Source organism: Mucilaginibacter kameinonensis (assembly GCF_003675385.1).
Lineage (GTDB): Bacteria > Bacteroidota > Bacteroidia > Sphingobacteriales > Sphingobacteriaceae > Mucilaginibacter > Mucilaginibacter kameinonensis.
In genome coordinates this window covers 267253-290087 of the sequence record NZ_RCWZ01000002.1, presented here as the reverse complement: position 1 = coordinate 290087, position 22835 = coordinate 267253, and the positions used below count along the sequence as shown (strand labels likewise).

The 22835-nt window shown below is 42.0% G+C and carries 26 protein-coding genes; 16 read left to right on the top strand and 10 right to left on the bottom strand.

Translation table 11 applies throughout. The features are described from left to right. Positions 1 to 51: 51 nt before the first annotated feature. The 3 genes from EAH55_RS08275 (at position 52) to EAH55_RS08265 (ending at position 2958) form a co-directional block, all read left to right on the top strand. Positions 52 to 867: an SDR family oxidoreductase gene (locus EAH55_RS08275; protein WP_121809215.1), complete on the top strand. Its 816-nt coding sequence runs from the start codon at positions 52 to 54 to the stop codon at positions 865 to 867. Positions 868 to 1040: 173 nt separating this feature from the next. Then, complete coding sequence (locus tag EAH55_RS08270; protein ID WP_121810018.1) at positions 1041 to 1925, top strand: oxidoreductase; 885 nt, start codon at positions 1041 to 1043, stop codon at positions 1923 to 1925. A 226-nt stretch (positions 1926 to 2151) separates the two neighbouring features. Further along, positions 2152 to 2958, top strand: a complete 807-nt coding sequence (locus tag EAH55_RS08265; protein WP_121809214.1) for a helix-turn-helix domain-containing protein — start codon at positions 2152 to 2154, stop codon at positions 2956 to 2958. A 309-nt stretch (positions 2959 to 3267) separates the two neighbouring features. On the opposite strand, the gene ychF is transcribed toward EAH55_RS08265, so the two are convergent. After that, entirely contained in the window at positions 3268 to 4371 is a 1104-nt protein-coding gene (ychF, locus tag EAH55_RS08260) for a redox-regulated ATPase YchF (protein ID WP_114938984.1), read from the bottom strand. Between the two features lie 239 nt (positions 4372 to 4610). Between ychF and mgtE the strand changes: the two genes are divergently transcribed. Further along, positions 4611 to 5981 carry a magnesium transporter gene (gene mgtE, locus EAH55_RS08255; protein ID WP_114938985.1) on the top strand — a complete coding sequence of 457 codons (1371 nt, stop codon included), beginning with the start codon at positions 4611 to 4613 and terminating at the stop codon, positions 5979 to 5981. Between the two features lie 92 nt (positions 5982 to 6073). After that, a complete protein-coding gene (locus EAH55_RS08250; protein ID WP_121809213.1) occupies positions 6074 to 6571 on the top strand; it encodes a DUF5362 family protein in 498 nt (165 codons plus the stop codon). An 89-nt stretch (positions 6572 to 6660) separates the two neighbouring features. On the opposite strand, the gene EAH55_RS08245 is transcribed toward EAH55_RS08250, so the two are convergent. Both EAH55_RS08245 and EAH55_RS08240 read right to left on the bottom strand, forming a co-directional pair. Then, positions 6661 to 6993, bottom strand: a complete 333-nt coding sequence (locus EAH55_RS08245; protein ID WP_090528014.1) for a DUF3276 family protein — start codon at positions 6991 to 6993, stop codon at positions 6661 to 6663. A 370-nt stretch (positions 6994 to 7363) separates the two neighbouring features. Continuing rightward, positions 7364 to 9151 (bottom strand): ABC transporter ATP-binding protein, encoded by a 1788-nt coding sequence (locus EAH55_RS08240; protein WP_121809212.1) that lies wholly within the window; start codon positions 9149 to 9151, stop codon positions 7364 to 7366. A gap of 427 nt (positions 9152 to 9578) precedes the next feature. Here EAH55_RS08240 and EAH55_RS08235 point away from each other — a divergent pair, with 427 nt between their 5' ends. The 11 genes from EAH55_RS08235 (at position 9579) to EAH55_RS08190 (ending at position 17008) form a co-directional block, all read left to right on the top strand. Further along, positions 9579 to 9914, top strand: a complete 336-nt coding sequence (locus tag EAH55_RS08235; RefSeq protein WP_162996785.1) for an NTF2 fold immunity protein — start codon at positions 9579 to 9581, stop codon at positions 9912 to 9914. Between the two features lie 167 nt (positions 9915 to 10081). Next, on the top strand, positions 10082 to 10633 hold the full coding sequence (locus EAH55_RS08230) for a TlpA family protein disulfide reductase (RefSeq protein WP_121809210.1): 552 nt from the start codon (positions 10082 to 10084) through the stop codon (positions 10631 to 10633). Between the two features lie 139 nt (positions 10634 to 10772). Continuing rightward, positions 10773 to 11858, top strand: coding sequence for a Glu/Leu/Phe/Val family dehydrogenase (locus EAH55_RS08225; protein WP_114938990.1), 1086 nt, complete (start codon positions 10773 to 10775; stop codon positions 11856 to 11858). A 58-nt stretch (positions 11859 to 11916) separates the two neighbouring features. After that, complete coding sequence (gene nusB / locus EAH55_RS08220) at positions 11917 to 12864, top strand: transcription antitermination factor NusB (protein ID WP_112567352.1); 948 nt, start codon at positions 11917 to 11919, stop codon at positions 12862 to 12864. Between the two features lie 9 nt (positions 12865 to 12873). Continuing rightward, entirely contained in the window at positions 12874 to 13314 is a 441-nt protein-coding gene (locus tag EAH55_RS08215) for a DUF1573 domain-containing protein (RefSeq protein WP_114938991.1), read from the top strand. A 16-nt stretch (positions 13315 to 13330) separates the two neighbouring features. Continuing rightward, positions 13331 to 13657, top strand: a complete 327-nt coding sequence (gene yajC, locus EAH55_RS08210; protein WP_114938992.1) for a preprotein translocase subunit YajC — start codon at positions 13331 to 13333, stop codon at positions 13655 to 13657. A gap of 183 nt (positions 13658 to 13840) precedes the next feature. Beyond that, positions 13841 to 14791 carry a CdaR family protein gene (locus EAH55_RS08205; RefSeq protein WP_121809209.1) on the top strand — a complete coding sequence of 317 codons (951 nt, stop codon included), beginning with the start codon at positions 13841 to 13843 and terminating at the stop codon, positions 14789 to 14791. Next, on the top strand, positions 14791 to 15387 hold the full coding sequence (gene coaE, locus EAH55_RS08200) for a dephospho-CoA kinase (RefSeq protein WP_121809208.1): 597 nt from the start codon (positions 14791 to 14793) through the stop codon (positions 15385 to 15387). The genes EAH55_RS08205 and coaE overlap by 1 nt, the downstream gene beginning before the upstream one ends. Further along, positions 15387 to 16325 carry an MBL fold metallo-hydrolase gene (locus EAH55_RS08195; protein WP_121809207.1) on the top strand — a complete coding sequence of 313 codons (939 nt, stop codon included), beginning with the start codon at positions 15387 to 15389 and terminating at the stop codon, positions 16323 to 16325. The genes coaE and EAH55_RS08195 overlap by 1 nt, the downstream gene beginning before the upstream one ends. Further along, on the top strand, positions 16325 to 16501 hold the full coding sequence (locus EAH55_RS30820; protein ID WP_162996784.1) for a DUF5522 domain-containing protein: 177 nt from the start codon (positions 16325 to 16327) through the stop codon (positions 16499 to 16501). Before EAH55_RS08195 ends, EAH55_RS30820 begins: the two co-directional genes overlap by 1 nt. Positions 16502 to 16558: 57 nt before the next feature. Beyond that, positions 16559 to 17008: a MarR family winged helix-turn-helix transcriptional regulator gene (locus EAH55_RS08190; protein WP_112567334.1), complete on the top strand. Its 450-nt coding sequence runs from the start codon at positions 16559 to 16561 to the stop codon at positions 17006 to 17008. Between the two features lie 180 nt (positions 17009 to 17188). Here the strand turns inward: EAH55_RS08190 and EAH55_RS08185 are convergent, their stop codons facing one another. The 7 genes from EAH55_RS08185 to EAH55_RS08155 form a co-directional block, all read right to left on the bottom strand. Beyond that, entirely contained in the window at positions 17189 to 18277 is a 1089-nt protein-coding gene (locus tag EAH55_RS08185; RefSeq protein WP_121809206.1) for a family 10 glycosylhydrolase, read from the bottom strand. A gap of 5 nt (positions 18278 to 18282) precedes the next feature. After that, positions 18283 to 19404, bottom strand: coding sequence for a carbohydrate-binding family 9-like protein (locus EAH55_RS08180; RefSeq protein WP_121809205.1), 1122 nt, complete (start codon positions 19402 to 19404; stop codon positions 18283 to 18285). Next, positions 19401 to 19808, bottom strand: a complete 408-nt coding sequence (locus tag EAH55_RS08175; RefSeq protein ID WP_112567325.1) for an EVE domain-containing protein — start codon at positions 19806 to 19808, stop codon at positions 19401 to 19403. Before EAH55_RS08175 ends, EAH55_RS08180 begins: the two co-directional genes overlap by 4 nt. A gap of 128 nt (positions 19809 to 19936) precedes the next feature. After that, positions 19937 to 20524 carry a hypothetical protein gene (locus EAH55_RS08170; RefSeq protein ID WP_146749959.1) on the bottom strand — a complete coding sequence of 196 codons (588 nt, stop codon included), beginning with the start codon at positions 20522 to 20524 and terminating at the stop codon, positions 19937 to 19939. Positions 20525 to 20734: 210 nt separating this feature from the next. Beyond that, on the bottom strand, positions 20735 to 21565 hold the full coding sequence (locus EAH55_RS08165; RefSeq protein ID WP_121809204.1) for a sulfotransferase: 831 nt from the start codon (positions 21563 to 21565) through the stop codon (positions 20735 to 20737). A 23-nt stretch (positions 21566 to 21588) separates the two neighbouring features. Beyond that, positions 21589 to 22155, bottom strand: coding sequence for an adenylyl-sulfate kinase (gene cysC, locus EAH55_RS08160; RefSeq protein WP_121809203.1), 567 nt, complete (start codon positions 22153 to 22155; stop codon positions 21589 to 21591). A 280-nt stretch (positions 22156 to 22435) separates the two neighbouring features. Then, on the bottom strand, positions 22436 to 22819 hold the full coding sequence (locus EAH55_RS08155; protein WP_121809202.1) for a hypothetical protein: 384 nt from the start codon (positions 22817 to 22819) through the stop codon (positions 22436 to 22438). Between the last annotated feature and the right edge of the window lie 16 nt (positions 22820 to 22835).

The following is a 22835-nucleotide window of genomic DNA, read 5'->3' as shown; positions in this document are numbered from 1 at the left end:
TACAAAATTATACCAATTCCACTTTACTTTTGCATAAAAAAGTAAAATACCATGTCAAAAACAGTTTTTATAACCGGAACCAGCAGCGGGCTGGGCAAATTAACCGCTAAACATTTTGCAAACCAGGGCTGGAACGTAGCCGCTACCATGCGCACTCCTGAAAAGGAAACCGAGCTAACTCAATACCCTAACATCAAAATATTTAAACTGGATGTAACCAATTTGGAGCAGGTAAAAACCGCTACCGAACAAGCCGTTACCGCTTTCGGTAAAATTGATATTGTGGTGAACAATGCCGGCATGGGCACTTATGGTGCACTGGAGCTTGCTAAGGAAGAAGATATCAACTGGCAATTCGCGGTAAATACCCGTGGACCAATCAACGTTATCCGTGCTTTTCTGCCTCATTTCAGGCAAAACGGTGGCGGCATGTTTATCAACATCAGCTCATTTATGGGGATCACTACCGCCGTGCCGCTTGGTTCATTGTACAATATGTCGAAATTTGCACTTGAAGGCCTTACCGAAGGACTTTATTACGAACTGAAACCGCTTAACATCCATCTAAGGCTGATAGAACAGGGTGGTTCAAAAGGTAATAACTTTGTTGAAAGCGTTGTCTGGAACCAAAATCCGGACATAACCGCTTACGATGAACTCACCAACAAACTGCAAAACCTCATGGGCTCAAGAGACGAATCACAGCTGGACGACCCAATGGAGATTGTTAACGCCATAGATGATCTTGCCACCGGCAAAAGCAACAAGTTCCGCACGGTAATAGGCAATATGGGTAACATGCTCATGAACATGCGCGGCACCATGCCTATTGAGGAATATATGGATAAGATGAGCAGCTTCTTTTAATAACCCTGATTTACCTGGTTGGAGGATTTCCTGATGTTAATTTTAAGTGTCAGGAAATCCTCCAATCAAGCGAATCAAGGTTGACCTTTTTAACAAAGCAACTTGAGCTTTTTAACAAAACGCCGCGCTGCCTATCAGCCTACCTTTGTGTTATCAAAATAAAGATAAAGACTATGAAAAAAGTATGGTTTATAACAGGCAGCGCCCGTGGATTAGGTCGCAACCTTACAGAAGCAGTTTTAGCAGCAGGTGATAATGTTGCCGCTACAGCACGTAACCCCGAACAATTAAAAGATCTGGCAGATAAATATCCCGGTCAGATTTATCCTATAAAATTAGATGTTACCGATTACCCGGCAGTTCATAAAGCAGTTGCCGATACAGTAGCACACTTTGGCAAAATTGATGTATTGGTAAACAATGCCGGTTTCGGTATCATTGGTGCAACTGAAGCGTTTACTGATGAGCAGGTGCGTAGCCAGCTCGAAACAAACCTTTACGCTCCTATCGAGATAACCCGTGCGGTATTGCCTTATATGCGCAAACAGCGTTCGGGCCGTATTTTGCAGATCAGCTCGGTTGGAGGTCGTATAGGCAATGCAGGTTTAAGCATGTACCAGGCCGCAAAATTTGGCTTAAGTGGCTTCAGCGAAGTTTTATATAAAGAGGTAAAACCGCTTGGCATAATGGTTACCAGCGTTGAGCCGGGCGGCTTCCGTACCGATTGGGCCGGCGACTCGATGAGCTATGCGCCAAAGGTTGAAGGTTATGAGCAAACTGTGGATGCACGCGCGGATTACATGTCGAGCGGTAAATTTGTTCCGGTTGGCGATCCTGAAAAGGCAGCCAAAGTGATGATCGATCTGGTTGAACATCCTGAACCACCAATGCACCTGGTATTGGGTAGTGAAGCTGCCGCCTTGCTAACTCTTGCCGACGAAGCACGCAAAGCTGAGTTTGAAAAATGGTTACCGGTTACCAAATCAACAGATCATGACGAAGCAGGTGATTTTATGAATACCGATTATGGCAAGGCAATAGCTGCTCAAAAAAGCTAATATATCCGCCAATTGTCGTGTTCTCACGGCCATCAGCAAATCAACATTTCCCAGCGGTCGTGTCCCCACGGCCGCTATTTTCATTACCAAGCGACATCCGCTCATATCGCAAGAATGAGTATGGACGAGTGGGCACGCCATAACGGGTATATATGGGTTATTCAGTATCAGACTTACGAAGTTTTTGAAACTTCGTAAGTCTTTGTTTATTATTAAATTTGAGCACATGCCTTTGTCAAATCCAAAAACATCGCCACGCATACTTTACTCCTGTTACTCACAGGTGAGCAGGGCCGGCGAGCAATTCATAGCCGACCATGTATTCGGCTATATCCTCTCGGGCGATTCTGAGATTTACGTTAATGGTAAAAACTACTATTTTAAACAGGGCGACTACCGCTTTCTGAAACGAAATGAGCTGGCAAAGTTTGTAAAACACCCTCCTCAGGGTGGCGAGTTTAAAACTATTACCATTGGTATGGATCAGGCTACCCTGCAAACCATGAGCGCCGAGCTTGATTTATATGCAGATGGCCCTTATACTGGTGAAAGCGCGTTATATCTGAAACCTAATGACCTGTTCAGCAATTACATCAGATCATTGAGCCCTTATATGGATAAAACCAGCGATGAGATTAGTCAGGCGCTTACACTGCACAAGGTTAAGGAAGCCGTAATGATATTGCTGGAAACCAATCCGGAGTTAAAAAATATCCTGTTCGACTTTAGCGAGCCCGGTAAAATAGATTTGGAGGCTTTCATGACCCAAAACTATCGTTTCAATGTTGATCTTAACCGCTTCGCCTACTTAACCGGTCGTAGCCTGGCAACATTTAAGCGTGATTTCGAACGGATCTTTAATACATCACCTAACCGCTGGATCCAAAACCAGCGACTAAAAGATGCCTACTTCCTGATCAAGGAAAAGAAACACAAGGTATCAGATGTGTATATGGATGTGGGCTTTAAAGATCTCTCCCACTTTTCTTTCGCCTTTAAAAAAACCTATGGGGTAGCGCCGTCGGCGGTTTAACCGCCGAGATTCAAGACAGCAAGATTCAGGAGACAAGAATGGAGGACTGTTTTAAATATGACTGCAAATCATATAACTCAAAAAGAGGTCATTGCGAGGCACGAAGCAATCCCCGACTTACACAGCAGTTCTGTATAGTTTGGGATTGCTTCGTGCCTCGCAATGACGATTCGCTTATTTATTTTTAGCCGGCTTATGAAAGTCGCAACATAAAAAAGCCAGAAAAGAGACAGGAATCAAATCCTAACCTCTTTCCTGGCCTTTTCTTATTATCTTGATTCTCGACTCTTGCTGTCTTGAATCTATTCCCTATACGTTAAATCTGAAGTGCATTATGTCACCATCCTGCACAATGTAGGTTTTACCTTCAACACCAAGTTTACCGTTTTCCTTTATAGTAGCCTCAACGCCGTTGAATTTAACAAAATCATCGTATTTAATTACTTCCGCACGGATAAAGCCTTTTTCAAAATCGGTGTGGATAACACCTGCTGCCTGTGGCGCGGTAAAGCCTTGGGTGATAGTCCATGCACGTACTTCCTGCACACCTGCGGTAAAGTAAGTAGCCAGGTTTAATAACCTGTAAGCCGCTTTGATCAGTTTGTTAACACCTGACTCCGTTAAACCAAGATCATCCAAAAACATCTGGCGCTCTTCGTAAGTTTCCAATTGTGAAATTTCAGATTCTATCTGTGCAGAGATGATCAGTACTTCAGCATTTTCATCCTTAACGGCTGCTTTCACTTTCTCAACATAAGCATTACCGTTGCTAACAGAACCTTCGTCAACATTACAAACATACAACACAGGTTTAGCGGTAAGCAACCACAAATCAGCTACGTATTCTTTATCTTCTTCCTCAACGGCAGCGGTACGGGCTGATTTACCTTCAAGCAAGTGATTTTTGTAAACGGTTAAAACATCAAAGGTTTTCTTAGCTTCTTTGTCGCCACCGGTTTTAGCCATCTTTTCAACCTTCTGGATCTTTTTCTCGATAGATTCAAGATCTTTCAGTTGCAATTCGGTATCAATGATCTCTTTATCGCGAATCGGGTCGACAGAACCATCAACGTGGATCACGTTATCATTATCAAAGCAACGTAATACGTGGATAATAGCATTGGTAGCGCGGATGTTGGCTAAAAACTGGTTACCCAAACCTTCGCCTTTACTGGCACCTTTAACCAAACCGGCAATATCAACTATCTCGATAGTGTTTGGCACTATACTTTTCGGGTTAACTATTTCGGTAAGCTTTGTTAAGCGCTCATCCGGCACTGTAATTACACCCACATTTGGCTCAATAGTACAAAACGGAAAGTTAGCCGCCTGCGCCTTAGCATTTGATAAGCAATTAAAAAGTGTCGATTTACCCACATTCGGCAAACCTACTATACCACATTGTAAACCCATTTTTGTGTTTTTATCTAATTTATATTGTAGTTCATGGTTAATGGTTCATAGATCATAGCTTAAAAATTCTCTTAAATCATACCTAAAAGGCTATGAACCATGAACAATAGGCCATGGACTAAAAAGCGCAAAGATAACAGAAAATTTTGCCTTATAATTTGAAAAAATAAACGACTTTTGCGCTCGGAAAAAACAGGATAAAATATTTTATAACCGATGTAAAAAAGGAGGGCCTATATATGGAAGAAATGGTTGAGCAAGTAGAATTGTTACTGGAAAAACAAGACGACACCCAATTACAGGAATATTTGAACAACCTCAACATATCGGATGTTGAAGAACTGATTGGCGAACTTCCTGAACATGGCCCCAAATTCATCGAAATCCTTTCGCTTAACCGGGCGATCAACGTATTCCGGATCCTCGAGTTCCCGGTACAGGAACGTATCATCAAAAAACTTTCGGGCCAAAAGGTTGAAGATCTGATCAACGAGCTTCCACCGGATGACCGTACCGCACTTTTCAGCGAGCTTCATGGCGACGCGGTTCAAAAACTCATTCAGAAACTTTCGCCCGAAAACAGGAAAGAAGCGCTGATCCTCTTAGGTTACGAAGAAGAAAGCGTTGGCCGCCTGATGACGCCTGATTACATTGCCGTTAAACGTACCTGGGATGTAAGCCGCGTACTTTCGCACATCCGCCGTTACGGTAAAAATTCCGAAACCATTGATGTTATTTATGTAATTGATGAGCACGGTGTATTACTTGATGATATCCGGATCCGTGAGATATTACTGGTAAAACCAGAAACCAAGGTAAGCGAACTGATGGACGGTCGCCTGATTTCTCTTAGCGCCAGCGACCCGCAGGAAGAAGCCATCAACGTTTTCAGGATGAATAACCGCACAGCTCTACCCGTTGTTGATAACAATGATGTACTGCTTGGCATCGTGACTGTTGATGATATCCTCTGGATAGCCAACGAAGAATATACAGAAGACATCCAGAAAATAGGTGGTACCGAAGCCCTGGATGAGCCCTATCTTGATATCAACTTATTTAAACTCGTAAAAAAACGTGTTGGCTGGCTTATCATTTTGTTTTTAGGCGAAATGCTTACCGCCACTGCCATGGGTTATTTTGGCGATGAGATATCTAAAGTGGTAGTATTGGCCTATTTTATCCCGCTCATTATTTCGAGCGGTGGCAACAGCGGTTCGCAGGCCTCAACATTAATTATACAAGCCATGGCCCTTGGCGAAGTAACCGTTGCCGATTGGTGGCGGGTTATGCGCCGGGAAATCTTATCTGGCCTGATGCTCGGTGTTTGCCTGGGTTTAATAGGCTTTTTACGCATAGCCGCCTGGAGCATGTTCAGTAACATTTACGGCCCGCACTGGATGCTGGTAGGTTTTACAGTTGGAGCATCGCTTATTGGTATTGTTTTATGGGGATCATTATCCGGATCGATGCTGCCGCTATTACTTAAAAAACTCGGCGCCGACCCGGCCACATCATCAGCTCCGTTTGTAGCTACGCTGGTAGATGTTACCGGTTTGATCATTTACTTTACCATTGCGGTATTATTTATGCGCGGCATTCTTTTATAAAACAGGGTTTTAGAATTAAATAACAGCAGATTTGAGTATTTGGTTATAATATTTATCTTAGTGTTAAAATAATTAAAACCTTAACACTAAAAATGGAAACTCCGGTAGAAACCTACGAAGCCCCACTTACACCAAAAAACGAGCTTATTTTAACGCCAGAGGCGCAAAGTTACTTACTAACAGCAGGCAAATGGGCTACCTTCCTGGGCATCCTTGGCTTTATATTTTGTGGCTTATTTTTGCTACTTGCCCTTTCAATGGGTACAATTATGAGCAAAGTTGCCTCAATGCAGCCATATAACCCCGCCACAGCAATGATGGCAGGCATGGGTGGAGGCTTAACAGCAGTTTATGTTTTGCTAGATCTGCTTTACTTTTTCTTTGCATTATACCTTTATCAGTTTGCAACTAAGATAAAAGCGGCCATCAACTTCAGCGATTCCATTCACCTTACAGCTGGTTTGAAAAAACTGAAGTCATTTTTTAAACTTTGGGGTATTGTAGCCATTGTTATTATAGCGCTGTATGTACTGGGTATTATATGTGTTATTGCTTTTGCGGCCAGCATGGGAGCAGCTATGCACCAATAACATTTTCTAAATATTGAGCTTATAAAAAAGCCCTGCTTCCTAATCAGGAGCAGGGCTTTAATTTTATTTTAGTTTAGTATTGTTCTGTATTAGATCTCGAAAGAAAAATCCTCATCGGCAGAAGCCCTTGCAATTTCAGGGTTTTCGCTGTACTCATAGCGTTTTTCAACTACTTCCTGGTTTGATTTAATGTAGTCGATGGTATCTTTCAAACCTTCGGCAAACTTTTCGAAGTCTTCTTTATATAAAAAGATCTTGTGTTTCACAAACACCCCATCTTCCAAACGTTTTTTGCTTTCAGTAATAGTAACATAATAATCGTTTGAACGGGTTGCTTTTACATCAAAAAAATAGGTCCGCTTCCCAGCTCTCACCTTCTTTGAATAAACCTCTTCACGCTCTCTATTGTCAAAATCTCCCATATATATTTTACCTGTAATTAGTTTTGGTTGGCATAAATATAAATAAAATTTCAAAGTGCAAGTATTTTATTCGTTATTATTGAATTTTTTGAAACAAAAGTGTCATTTTTTTGTGTACGTGGCCATTTAGAGACAGCGTTGGAAAAAAGAGAAAGGTTATTGGGGGATCTTTCGCAGAACACCTTTAAAAAAACCATGTCATTTCGATAGAGCAAGGGAAGGAACGTGTGTTGGGGCGAAAGAGAAATCTTATGCATCATGCCTGCAAAGTATGCAGGGCGTATAAGATTTCTCCTCACTCCTCCCGCACAGCCCCAGGCAGTTCGTCGAAATGACATCGCGTTTTATTCAATCCGATTTCTATAAGCTACTACGCATCCTGCTCTTCTTCCAGCAGTTGCTTTTCATAAAGCTCAAAATAAGTGCCCTTAAGCTGCATCAGGTATTCGTGGTTACCTTGTTCAACTATTTCGCCATTATCCATCACCAGGATCTTATCGGCATTTTTTATGGTTGAAATACGGTGGGCTATAATAATACTGGTTTTACCCTGCATTACCCTACCAAGATTATTTAGGATTTCCTCTTCGGTACGGGTATCAACTGCCGAAAGGCAATCGTCAAAGATCAAAATCTGGGGATGCTTAAATATTGCCCGGGCAATGGACACACGCTGTTTTTGTCCGCCTGATAAGGTAACCCCACGCTCTCCAATCAAGGTTGTGAAACCTTCTTCCAGTTCAATAATGTTATTGAATACTGCGGCATCTCTGGCAGCCTGTTCAACAACCGGCATATCCAGCACATCGGCGCTAAAGGCAATATTGTTGGCTATGGTATCCGAAAACAGGAAAACCTCCTGCGGTACAAAGCCGATCTGCGAGCGGTAATTTTCGAGGCCAAGTGATTTTATCGACTTATCATCAACTGTGATCTCCCCACCGGTAGTATCATACATACGCATTACCAAATTGGCAATAGTTGATTTGCCCGAACCCGTACGGCCTATAATTGCAAGCATATGACCTGGCTCTACCGTAAAAGAAACATTTTTTAAGGCCTGAATACCGGTATCAGGATATACGAACGATACATCATCAAACTTAATCAATCCCTCTACATGATGATTATCTGCAACCGGCGAAATAATCTCCGGTTTTTCATGCAAAAACTCATTGATCCGTTTTTGTGACGCCGCCGCGCGCTGCACCAATGAAGTTACCCAACCCAATGAAATAACCGGGAACGAAAGCATGTTGAGGTACACGATAAACTCGGCAATGTTGCCTGAGGTGATATTTCCTTTTATGACTTCTACACCGCCAACATACATGGTTATCACGTTGGCCAGGCCTACCAATAATAGCATGATCGGGAAAAACAGGGCCTGCACTTTAGCAAGCTCCATGGAATGCAGTTTATAGTCTTCGCTCTCTTTGGCAAAACTTTCGCGCACAAAACTTTCACGTACGTATGATTTGATTACCCTGATGCCCGAAAAGTTTTCCTGTACAAAACTGGACAAGGCCGACAGGCGTTCCTGGATCATCTCGCTGCGATGATTGATCACGTTATTAACGTAGTATATTACTCCAGCCAAAATAGGAAGCGGCAATACCGAAAAAATAGCCAGCTGTACATTAACCGTAAGCATGGCATATATTACCATAACAAATAATACCACCGTATTGATGGTATACATGATACCGGGCCCAAGATACATGCGTACCCGGCTCACATCCTCCGTTACACGGTTCATAAGGTCGCCGGTGTTATGGCGGCGGTAAAAGGCAAGTGATAATTCCTGGTAGTGATTGTAGATCTCGTTCTTTAAATCGTATTCGATATGGCGCGACATCAGGATGATGGTTTGCCGCATAAAAAACAGGAACAAGCCCCGTAACAATGCCAGTACCAATACCAGCGTACCAAACAAAAACAGGCTGGTACCAAAAATATCATAGATAAAACTTTGCCTGTCGAAGCCTGAAAAAAGCTGATAAGCTCCGATATTTTCGGTAACCAGATCAAAGGCCACGCGAACGACCTGCGCAGGCAATACACCAAAAATATTAGATATAATCACAAACATCACACCGGGGATGAGTCGCCAGCGGTATTTGTAAAAGAATTTATTAAGGTATGCGAGGTCTTTCATTTATTGTAAGTCGAAAGTCTGAAGCAGGAAGTCTTAAGTCTTTAAACGCTCAGCAAGTCCGATAATTCAAAAGTATTAAAATTTGAGGAGAGTGCTTGGATGGAAAAGTCGGGAGGATGTAAGAATGTTACATTGATTTATCTGTTACGTTCTTGTCAGTGTTCAACTTTAAAAGTATGAACACCGACAGAATTCCGACAAAAAAAAAACATTGATAATCAATACTCTACAAACAACCCAAAGTTACTTAAAACCCTACTCGAACACATACACACTAATAATCAAACAGTTACAAAACCACAAGATCAAAAGTTGAACATCCATTTTTTAAAAGTTGAACACTGACAGGATCATGTCAGAACTATCAATTTTTCAGAAAGTATTTGATAATAGAATCCATAAATTAGGCATAATAATCTGTTTAACCATGGCTAAAAGTTTAAAAGTATCAGGACTGATACTTATTACGATATGTTTGTTAAATCTCCATCTAAGCTGTAAAAACAAAAACAAGACCATTATCAAAGTAGACGGTCTCGTACCAGACCAAAAAACAGCTATTAAAATAGCAGAAGCCGTTTGGTTACCGATTTACGGCAAAAAAATTTACGACGAAGAACCATTTATCGCAAGTTTGACCGAAAACGGAAACTGGATGATTTTAGGTTCAATTCATGGCCAACATGGCGGAGGCGAACTGATGATCATTTTGCAACCCAAAGATGGTAAAATCATTTTTGCAGGACGAGACCCCGGAAAATAAATGGCCGAGCATAACTTATAACTTGCGAGGGAGTCACAAGTTGCAACCTTACGGCAGCACAGGACTTCTATTTAGCAGAAATATGTTTCAGCCTGCCGATATCGCTATTGGTTATGCTGCTATAAATTATCATCTATAATAAGCCATCATTTAATACTTTAGTTGATATGAAAAACCTAACCTTATTAAGCAGTTTGTTGCTATTGTTAACATATGCTACACAGGCTAAAAGTCAAACAAACAATAATTCAAAAATTATTTATATAAACGACACTACATTAAACTTTAACAAGCTGATTAATAAGTTTAGCGGAAAGATCATTTATGTTGATATATGGGCATCCTGGTGTGGACCGTGCAAGCAAGAACTAAGGATGGCTAAAGATATAAAAGGCTTCAGGCAGTTCGCAGCAAAAAACAATATCGTGATATTATATATCTGTATGGATGACAACAACAAATTATGGAAAAACTTCATATCCTTTAATAAATTGGAGGGATATCACATATTAAAGAATCCTCAAATTTATAAAGACTTTCACACCACATTTTCAAGTGTACAAATGAGGCAGGGCAAATTAAAGCGGAGTTTCTATATCCCAAGACATATGATCATTGATAAAAATGGCATAGTTGCAGATAGCACAGCAACGTATCAGGGAAGCACCAAAGTTTATAGCAAACTCACTGAAATGTTAAACCCAGCCAATTCCAAATAATATTAAATTAATATAATCATCCCGGGGTCATACTTTCTCAAATAAAAATATCTATTTATACATCACAATCTGTTTACCTTTGTCAGTATTAAAAAAAACCTCTACTTTTGTGCGCTTATAGACATTTACTTGCGTACTAATGCCTGAACAACATCCAACGGAATCCATATTTAGCCAGCTTGACGCTTTTGGGCATAAAAAAGTTGTTTTTTGTACCGATCCTGACACCAATCTGAAAGCTATTATCGCTATCCACAACACAACGTTGGGCCCGGCTTTTGGCGGTGTGCGCATGTGGGCTTACAAAACCGAAGGCGATGCACTTAATGATGTATTGCGTTTAGCCAAAAGCATGACCTATAAAGCATCTATCGCTGGGCTTAACCTCGGTGGCGGCTATTCGGTTATCATCGGCGACTCTCGTCAGGATAAAACCGAAGCTTTATTGCGCAAATTCGGCAGGTTTATAAAAAACCTTAACGGCGAATTCATTGCTGCTGAAGATATGGGTACCAACCCGCGCGACATGGAGTACATTAAAATGGAAACCAGCCATGTTACCGGCGCGCCGGAAAACATTGGTGGCAGCGGCGACCCATCTCCTATTACTGCTTTGGGTGTGCTGATGGGGATTAAGGCTTGTGTGCGTGAAATGTATGGCAGCGATAGCTTAACCGGTAAATCGGTAATAGTTCAGGGTATTGGCCATGTGGGCGAAAATCTGGTACGCTTGTTAAGGGACGAAAATGTAAAGGTTTATGCCAGCGATATCAACGAGGAGCGGGTTATCCAGATCTCCAAGAAATATGGCGCGCAGGCGGTATCCAATAACAACATTTTTGATATTGATGCCGATATTTACGCTCCGTGTGCTATGGGTGGTACCGTAAATACACAAACAATAGCTAAATTAAAGTGTGGCATCATAGCCGGTTCGGCAAATAACCAGTTACTTGATGAAGCTGTTCACGGTAAAATGTTACTTGATAAAGGTGTACTTTTTGCACCCGATTACGTGATCAACGCGGGTGGTATCATCACCGGTTATTCGGAGCTGATGAACTTTAATAAAAAGCGCACATTACAGCTTACCGAAAACATTTACGAGGCCACGCGTAATGTGCTAAAGCTTTCAAAGGCCGAAAATATTCCAACCATTAACGCGGCTAATAAAATAGCCGAAAAACGCATTGAGGATATCAGGAAAGTAAAATCATCCTATTAAAACAATTAAATTTTATATAAACCGTTTGCACTAAGCAAACCAAATCGTTCTTACAAAAATGTTAAACAGAAGGCACCTCCGGGTAAAGGTATTACAGGCACTGTACGCGTATCATCAGTCGGATACTAAAGACGTTAAGCTATTTGAAAAAAATATGCTGAGCAGCATAGACCAGGTTTACGAAATGTATATCTGGATGCTATCATTAATTAATGAAGTGGTAAGTTTTGCCGCTAATGACGCAGAGGAACGCGCTAACAAACACCTCCCAACCGCCGAAGACTTAAATGCAAACCTTAAAATCCTCACCAACAGGTTTATCCTGAGCCTGAATGATAATAAGGAATACATCACAGCCTGGAAAAAGTACAAAGTTGACTGGACCTTTGAGCCAGAACTTGCTAAATCACTTTTTATTATCCTTAAAAACTCGCCTGAGTATGCCGAGTATCTTGCCAAAACGGGCGATACCCTGCAAACAGACAAGGATATCATCAAATTCATTTTCAAAAAAGTTATCCTTAAATCATCACTGGCCGAGCAGGTTTTTGAAGACAGGTTTATTTTTTGGCCTGTTGATAAAGATGTGCTTCAGGCGCTTATCGCCAAAACGTTCAAAAACTTTTCGCACGATGATTACAAGCTTAACCAGCTTGCCGAAATTACCGGCAACTGGGTTGAAGACCGTGAGTTTGTTGTAAACCTGTTTCAGCAGAGCATCAGGTACGATGCCGCTTACCATGAGCTTATAGCTGCCAAAACCCAAAACTGGGAGCCGGAGCGTATTGCCATGATGGATACCTTGCTGATGAAAATGGCTATTACCGAGTTTATTAACTTTAATTCGATTCCGGTTAAGGTTACCATAAACGAGTATCTTGAAATATCAAAAGAGTTTAGTACGCCTAAGAGTAATTCATTTATAAACGGTATCTTGGACAAGATTTTAATAGAGCTTAAAGCCGAAAACAAGATCAAAAAGATAGGCCGCGGCTTAATAGAATAATATTAAAAAATGAAAAAACTATTTTTAAGCTTAGTAGCAGCAGGCATGTTATTATCAGCCTGCAACAGTAGCAATGGCAGCACAGCTGATAACGCGTCGGCAACTAACGCGGATAGCGCTGCAACAGCAGCCAACGCGCCCGTAGCTAAATTTGAAAAAGAAAGCCATGATTTTGGCAAGATCAAAGAGGGCGATAAGGTATCATATGATTTTAAGTTTACCAATACCGGTAAATCACCATTGATTATTACCAACGCCCGTGCTACTTGCGGTTGCACTACTCCTACCTGGCCAAAAGCCCCGGTTAAACCCGGCGAAAGCGCCGTTATTGGGGTTACCTTTAACAGTGCCGGCAAAAGTGGCTTACAGGATAAACAAATAACCATTACTGCCAACACTCAGCCTGCCGAAACTATGGTACATTTAATTGGCGAGGTTTTAAAAAAATAACAATTAATTTAAACAAATGATAGCTACTATTTTATTACAAGCCTCAGGCGGTTTGGGCAGCTACACGCAATTGGTACCAATGGTACTGATCATTGTAGTGTTTTATTTTTTCATGATCCGCCCACAGGTTAAAAAGCAAAAAGATCAGAAGAAATACGTTGAAGAGTTGAAAAAAGGCGACAGGGTTATAACCACAGCCGGTATCCACGGCCGCATCGTCGACTTAAACGATACCACTTTTTTAGTTGAGGTTGAAAACGGTAAAATCCGTTTTGACAAATCGGCTATATCACTCGAAGCTTCAAAAGCTTTGAATACACCAGCGGTTGAAAAGAAAGCTTAATTTTTTTGGCGAAAGGTAAAAGGTAAAAGGCGAAAGGTAGAAGCTGCTTTTTGCAAAATCAGATAACCTCCAAGAATATAAAAAAGGATGAAAGGTTAAAGGTAAAGGAATACACAAATGGTGTTTGACCTTTCGCCTTTAACCTTTCGCCTTTAACCTTAAAACAGTCTCTAACCTAAAAACATGGCAATAGTAAAATTATCGGCAACAGAACGCAGGCGGCTCTCGGTATTTTTTACCTGTTTGTCGCTGGCTATTATTGCCTGGATTTTTACTACCCTGTCTGATCCCCTGCCTTACAAGGTAAAAAAGGTTCTGACCTTTAAAAATGCCCCGCAGAAGCGGGCATTCCACTCGCTGCAGCCGGATACGGTTGATGCTACCATACAAGGTAACGGATGGCAAATGTTGTTTTCAAAAATCAACAGCGATAATAAACCATTGGTTGTTGATCTGCGTTCGCTCGAAACCCGTAACTACGTTGTTATCGACAGTATGCAACTTAAGCAGATTAACAAGGGAAAAGATCCGGCAAACCGTGTTTCATCCATTGATCCGGATACCCTTTACTTTGATTTCAGCAACCGCCTCGTAAAAAAGGTGCCTGTGCAGCTTACCATGGGCATCAATTATCAAAAACAATTCGCGGTGTCGGGTAATATTACCGTGCGACCGGCTTATGTAACAGTAAGCGGTCCCATTGAACGCTTAAAGGACATAACCTCATGGAAAACAGACTCGCTTAAATTCAATAACGTTAACGAAACCATCAATACCAGGGTTAATTTAAAACCCAGTAACGAAGGCAACCTGAATGTTTATCCACGGTCGGTACAGGCTATTATCCCTGTTGATGAGTTTACAGAGAAAACATTGGAGATCCCGGTAAAGCTCATCAATAACAATAGCTATTATAACGTAAAGGTATTTCCGCAAAAGATAAAGGTGACTTTCACCACCTCATTAAGCCGCTACGCCGATATGGATGAGGATTTGTTTGAGGCAGTTGCCGATCTTGACCTGTGGCGCGATAAGGGCTACAGCAACCTGCCGGTAAAACTCATTCATACGCCGCCATTTTGCAGGGTGGTGAAGATATCCCCATCAAACATTGATTTCTACATAAAAAAATAATGCTCAAAATAGGTTTAACAGGTAACATCGGCAGTGGCAAAACCACCGTGGCCAAAGTATTTGAATTACTTGGCATCCCTGTTTTTTATGCCGATGACGAGGCCAAAAAAGTAATGGTTACCGACCAGGTACTTATTGAAGGTATCAGACAAACTTTTGGAGCCGAAGCCTATTTTGAAGATGGCAACCTTAACCGCAAATACATCTCGGCCATAGTTTTCAACAATAAAGCCGAACTGGAAAAACTAAACGCGCTGGTACATCCTGCCGTATTCAGGGCATTTGACAGCTTTGATAACAGGCATAAAGATGCTCCTTACGTAATCCGCGAAGCGGCTATCTTATTTGAAAGCGGCTCCTATAAAATGTGTGATAGGGCCATCATGATCACCGCACCGCTTGAAACGCGCATTGCCCGTGTTATGGAACGCGACGGCATTAGCCGTGCCGATGTTGAAAGCCGGGAGGCGCGTCAGCTATCGCAGGATGAAAAAATTAAGCTGGCCAATGATATAATTATTAACGACGGTAAACAGCTGGTTATACCCCAGGTAATAGCCCTGCATGAACTGTATTTATCGCTCGCCCACCAATAATGATACTCGACGATTTTCTTTCTTTTGACGAAAAAGGGCTGTACTGTAAATACGGCGACTTTTATATCGACCCGCAGTTGCCTGCAACAACGGCCGTAATATCTCATGCCCATGCAGATCATGCCATAAGCGGCAATAACAATGTTTATTGCACCCGTGCCACCGCAAGCATCATGCAGCTGAGGTATGACCGCACAGCGGCCAAGGTTTTTAATATCGCGGCTTTTAATGAGCCATTTAAAATAGGTAAGGTTACGGTAACCCTGATCCCAGCGGGGCACATGCTTGGCTCGGCGCAGATATTAATGGAATATGAGGGTACCAGGTATTTATACACCGGCGACTATAAACTGCAGCCCGACGATACCTGTGAGCCTATTGAATGGGTTACAACTGATGTGCTGATCACCGAAAGTACCTTTGCTAACCCGGAAATTATCCACCCCGATCCTGTTGCCGAGATCCGCAAGATCAATGATATTAAAAGCAATATATTGTTGGGGGCTTATGCGCTCGGCAAAAGTCAGCGGCTTATCAATTTGATCACCGAACATGCACCGCAAAAAAAGATCCTGGTACATCATAAAATAATGCCCATTAATGCCATTTATGAAAAAATGGGGTTCGCGCCCGGCAAGTACCAGATCTACGGGCGTAAATTGATGAAAGTACAGGACGAGTTTGTGTACATAGTGCCTCCTTTTACCTTTGATAGCTATATTCGTGCTACCGGAGTGAAACGCCTTTTCGCCTCAGGCTGGAAAAATCTGCAGGTGAACAACCAGGACACCCTCTTTATTTCCGACCATGTGGATTGGAATGATATTCTGCAAACCATTGCCAACACCAAGCCTAAACAGGTTTGGACACTTCACGGTAAAGGCGATCATCTGAAAGCTTATTTTAAAGATGATATCTTTGTAAAAATTCTCAACTGATGTTGCAGGAAGGCATTGATTATTATATTAATGAAGATGGCAATTTTGTTTTTACCGAAGCCTATCATTTAAAACGTGGTTACTGTTGTAAAAACAAATGCAAGCATTGTCCCTGGGGTTACGGCAAGGTCAAATTAGCCGGAAACAACACAGAATCAGGCGACAACGATAAATAAATCGATGTTAAATTAAAAATATTTAAACATATTTGTATCCCATTCATTACTACTACTATGCGGATAGAAGACGAAATACAAAGTACAAATTTTGAAGATGCCTATCATAAAGTGGCCATTAACGTGGCTTACACGCAGGGTTGGTTGGCTAATTACTTCCGTTGTCACTTTGAGAAACATAATATTACCCAACAACAGTTTAATATACTGAGGATATTACGCGGCCAATACCCCAAGCCTGCTACTATCAATTTGCTAAAGGAGCGGATGATTGATAAGATGTCTGACGCGTCGCGCATTGTTGACCGCCTTGTTCAAAAAGGCCTGGTTTCGCGCTGCACCAACAATAAAGACAGGCGTGCCGTTGATATCCGTATCAGCGACGAAGGCCTCGCAACACTCTCAAAAATGGATGCTGAGTTTAAAACAAAAGAAATCCTGAGTAATAATCTTACCGAAGCCGAAGCGACTACGTTAAGTGACCTATTGGACAAAATGCGGGGATAATCTCTTAAGGCGAAAGGGAAAAGGTTAAAGGCGAAAGGTTTACTGCCCAAGTCAAGAAGAATAAAATATGTCATTACGAGCAAAGCGTAGCAATCGCATGCTATACAGAGCGGATCTGCTTACGTGCGATTGCCACGCTTCGCTCGCAATGACATATCTTTTTTTGTTTATATTTTGATATTACGACGCCTTAAACGCCGCCACTTCATCCTTCAGTATCGCCAGTACCTCAGGCCTTACGTTACCGAAGAAAGACACCCCCATAGCACCATTCTTCAATGCCACCTGGATACCGGTGCGGATCTCGTCATCACTCTTAAAATCGGATAAGTATAAACCTGCATATAGCGGGAACTGGCCAGCCAGGAAATGAACACCCTCGGCTACGGCATTGCCTATCCAACTAACACCTTCTTTGTAAAAACCATGGTATATCATGGGGCAAATACCATCCATGTTCCAATTTGTCCAATCCTGCCTTACGTTACGACGGGCAACTTCGGGAGTTGGGAATACAGCCGCGGTTATTTGTTTTTTATGCTGATGCGCAACAGTCGAGATACTGTTAACTACGCGGGTAATATTGTTATACCTGAATAAACGCCATGAAAGGCTGGCCTCTGGGTATTGGATCTGATCAAGGTCCTGGTTATACTCTTCTTTGAATTTGGCTTTGCAGACATCGCAGTAGCAAAAATCATATTCGGGCAGCTCTTTGGTTTGGTCAATTTTGTAATGATCCCAAAGGTTTACCGGCAGTATTACATCGCAATAACGCACATAATCCAGGTGGATACCATCGATATAATCTTTAGCCAAAATATCATCAACGGTTTTGGTTAAATACTCCTGCACTTCTGGGCGCGACGGGCAAAGCCAGCGATAATACTGTACATAAGGCGGATGATCGGCACATGATTCGCCTTTGCGGTTTTTACTGTACCATTCTGGTTTCTCGTTAACCAGTTCGGCACGGTTAAAGGTCCACATCCAACGGTGGGCTTCTAATCCCTTAGCTTTGGCAGCGCGAAAATGACGCTCGCTGTCGTTTTCAAAAAATATGCCTGTTATGCCCGATGCCTTGTATGATGCATAGCGGGTAGCCAGTTCATCATCGGTATCTTTCTGGTTAGGATTGATCCATACCCAGTTTTTCATAGCCTTTTTCTTGCTGCTTTTGGCGGCTTCGGCAGCGGCATTGCTTACTAAAGGTAACTGGGCGGCCACACCCGCCAGTAAACCGGCTTTTAAAAATTCGCGCTTATTCATGGAGTTTAGGGATTTATCAGCTGCTGTACCAGGCCATCCTGGTCAATTGAATAGGTAGCATTGGTTTTAGTATCGGTAATATAAGCTATAAACTGGTGAGGGGTAGCTTCCAGTTTAAGCTCGTTGGCATTGCCCGTTACCGTTACTTTATTTTCGATACCCAAATCTTTTAATGAAGAAAGGTATTCGTGATGATCTTTAAACCACTGTTTCTGTTTGTAGTAAACCAGCCAGAGGTGCTTCTTTTGCTCTTCACTATAAGGCATCTCAAACTTCGCATCATCACGCTCGGTAAACAGCAGGTAGCCCCAACGCTCGGGGTAATGCATGTTAATCAGCCCCTGGTTGCTCCACACCCAATTATGCTCGGGTAAATCCTTGCCATTGTTATCCTGCAGCTTTACATATTTACCGTTCTGCACCTTGGTATCATACTCCACCCGCGAAAAATTGATCCGCCACATGGTACCGTCCTTTATTTTCGCCCTGTTAAACCCACCGGCTATAGCCTTAAAAGGGATAGCCATTTCAACCGTCCAGCCCTTATCCGTGTCCGAAGGGTTGTTCAGTGTTCCCTGAACTTTTACCGCCGAACGCAGGCCGTGTGTATCCCATCCGGTTACAGCAGCGCCTCCATTACGGTAAGGCTTGGTCAAAAACAGATCGAATATGGTATTGAGGGCATTTACCTCAATTTCAAAATATTTATGTGTGCTGTTATTGGGATCAATAAAAAGCTCAAAATCGTTATCCAGGTAAATAATATCATCATGATGGGTAAGCGTAGCCCAAACATGCGGGTCTTTAATTCGCGCGGCAACATACAGGTAATTATCATCCCAAAGCATTTTAACATTGGTTTGCAATGGTGGTGCCGGTTTAAGCCTGCCTTCAATGTCCTGGAAATCCTGCGTCCATTGAGCTTGCTGCCATACGGCATCTTCCACATCGCCATCAATTACCGGCGGCTGTTTTACATGCTTTGCAACATAACTGTACGGAACAGTAAATAAATCCGGAAACTCTTTAAAAGCATCCTGCGCGCTTACAAGTCCGGGTAATATCAATAACGCGGCGGTTAGGCCGGGTTTAACAAAACGATTAAGACAATTCCCTGGTGATTTCATTTACTGCCCAGCGCTAAGATATGATCAAACTCTTCGCGCTTTACGCCCATTACAGATAGGCGTCCCTGCCTTACCAAACCAATATCCTGTAATTGAGGATCGGCTTTGATCTGCTCAAGGGTTACCGGGGTTTTGAGGGCCTCAACCGGAGAAAGGTCAACAACCACCCAATTGGTATCATCAGTTGTAGGGTCCTGGTAAGCTTCTTTTACTACTTTGGCTATGCCTACTATCTCTTTTCCCTCGTTACTGTGATAAAATAAAACAAGGTCGCCCTCTTTCATTTCCCTGAGATTGTTGCGCGCCTGGTAATTGCGCACACCATCCCAAAAAGTACGACCATCCTTATTAAATTTTTCCCAGCTGTATTTAAAGGGCTCACTCTTAACTAACCAATGTTGCATTTGTACGGTATAAATTTATTGTTACGTAAAAATGTAAAAAAGGAGGCAGAAACTAAAATGCCTGGCAGGCGATATAGGCTTTGTTACAATTATATTACGGGTTGGAGTGGTAATGTAGGGGAGCCTTTTTACTGATTACTCGTCAACAACTGGGATAACCTTTTAGCATTTCTGGCATTTAAAGTATTGGTTAGCGGGACCGAGGTATAAACCGCTATCCCCTGTTCATCATCGGGATGAAAGCTTAGCAGTAGTTTTACCGTGCGCGACTCCCACATATAAACGTCCTGGTAATCATTGGGCTTTGCCGTGAAGGTACCATACCAATGCAAAAACTTGCTGAGCATTTTGTATCCCTGGTCGCGGTTAAAAAAAACATAGATATTCACCACCTTATGGTCATAGGTGCGTACGCAAATATGGCTTGCAGTTAAGCCACCTTCCAGCTCTATTGGTTTTTCGGAATGATACTCATAGGTGATACAGCTATCTGCATCCGGCTTACTACCCTCACCGTCAAGATAGGCCAGGCTCTGCTCCTGCTCGCCGGTTAATACGCCGCCCAAAGTAAATCCGCCAATACCGTTGCGGGCCTTCAAATAAGCCAACGACCCAACTTTCCCGGCCTGAGAAAAGCCCGGCGAGTGTAAACACATGATGATCAAAAGCCCTGTGACTACCCTGTAGGGCAAGTAGCAAAGAAACTTAGCTTTCATATCCCCCTCCCAGTTTTACGTTGGTTAAACTAAGCGCCGCAACCAGCGCTTAAAAATGTTGCGTAAAACGAATTTGAAGAAATAATCAGCTGATTATCAAATCACAAGAACGATTGTACAAGAAATTGGATTGCTTTCACAATTTATTACACAGGTATCATTTCAATTTTTCACCAATGTGTATAATTAAATGCAAAGGATTTTTATCTGTCAATCGGCAAGCATATATCCTTTAAGTTTATCCTGTAATACTATCGCCTGGGATATAAGGGTTTTATCGGTAATAAATTGATTTAAATCGATGTCTGGCCCAATAAGGTTTTCTTTAAAAATATCCCTGAACCTTGAGTATTTTAAGGCCAGGTTCCACTTGCTTTTCAGGTATTCAAAAACCTGCTCGTCCTCATCTTTCAGCATGGAGTAGTTAACCACAACAAAAGCATCGCGGGGTAAAGTCTCAATACATTTCAGGATATCCTGGTTGTAGGCTATCCAGACTTTTAGATATTCGGTAGCATGATCATTACAAAACTGTACCATACGGCGGGCCCGCCTGAACTTAGTCCACACCAGTCTTGAAAAATATTTGCGGGCCATGTATTTGTTATCTACCCATTTAAATTCGCGCCTTAAAAGCGAACTTACTACCGATTGATAATCGCGCAGGATCACCAGATAACAGGCATCCGGCAGTAACTCTTTGTATACATCCAAAAACAAACAAGTACGCGGATCTTTCCATCCCCACTGATCGTACAGCTGCTGTTTTACCTTAATAATGCTTTTAAGCTTTTCCTTTTCGTAAATAGTAAACTCGGCCACGTGCTCAACCGTAAGCCCCGATGATGGCAGGTTATGATCGGCCAGGATCTCTTCGTGCATTTTCAAAAACTCGATATCTTCAAAATGCCCCTCTACATTGCCGTAACTTCCGGGCACAAGTTTTTCGCCGGTTTGCAGGCCGCATTTACTTAACCACTGGGTAATAAGCGAGGTGCCGGAACGGTGCATTCCGGTAATGATCAGTACTCTTTTTTGCATAAATCAGTTATAAGCGTCCTTTTTTATGAGGTATAGCTTGGTATCTTGTTGGTCTGCTTTTTAACAGGATGCAGATTGTTTATAATATAATATAGCAGTGAAGAGGTACTTTGTTGTATGGTATAATTGCAGGTATCAATATACAGGTCGGGGTTAACAGGTATTTCAAACGTATCATTAATCCCTGTCAGGTTATTCAATTTATCGGGGTGTCCATCGGGAAGGAGCGCTCGTTTATACAAGCCTTTGGTATCGCGGTCTATAAGCTTATTAACCGGACAGTCTACATGAACAATGTTTACATGATCATATTTTTCGGCAAGTTCCTGCCTGATCTCATCATAAGGGTTTATGGCGCTAACAATAGTAACTATGCCCTGCGCGCTAAAGCGACTGGCTACAAAGCCCAGGCGGCGAATGTTTTCATTACGGTCTTCTTTGCTAAAGCCCAGATCGCGGCAAAGTGCCGCGCGGTATTCATCACCGTCAATGATCTCAATTTTAATATTCAGACTCTTTAATTCGGCGGCTACACTTTTTGCTAAAGTTGTTTTGCCCGCACCCGATAATCCGCAAAATAAAAGTATCATGACCGTAATTTCTAAGTTAGTTAAGCTTGTTAATTAGCCCCAAAAAGCGCTTAGGACAAGTGAACTTAGAGATTAATAGGCTGAATATTTTTGTTACATTGTAAATAATCAATTACATGAAAGTCAGGATAATAGAAAGTCAGGCCAAAAAACGGTGTGTACCGGCCCAAAATGAAGTTTTCATGAATAAATACGTGTATACGGTCAAACACTAAGTAGCGCTACACTTAACAAAAATGTTACGGGATTTAATTAATTAGAAATGATTTTGGAGAACTTTTTATAACGCCCCGGTATCTTCGGCCGCCGGCCTCTCTTTATCCTTTTTAAAAAGCAAAACAAGCGCGCTTATTTGTAATACATCAATGACGATTGCTATACAACCCGCAATAATGTTTGTCTTAAACGTAGCGGGAAGATTGACAACATCGGGCGTTATGGTTAAAAGCAATAAACCCAGTAATACCCATTTGGCCCATTTGTGTCCCTGCCTGATAAAAAGCGCAAGCAGCAGTAATATCCCCAGTGCAATACAGGTAGCTAAGGCAACATTAAAAGAAGCAGATCCTCCCCAATTCAGATAATAATAAACCAAATATAAAACCGCCGAAATACGGATAAGGGTGGATGCTGTATTGGCTCTTGATAGTGATGATAGGGTCATAACGGTTAAATGAGTA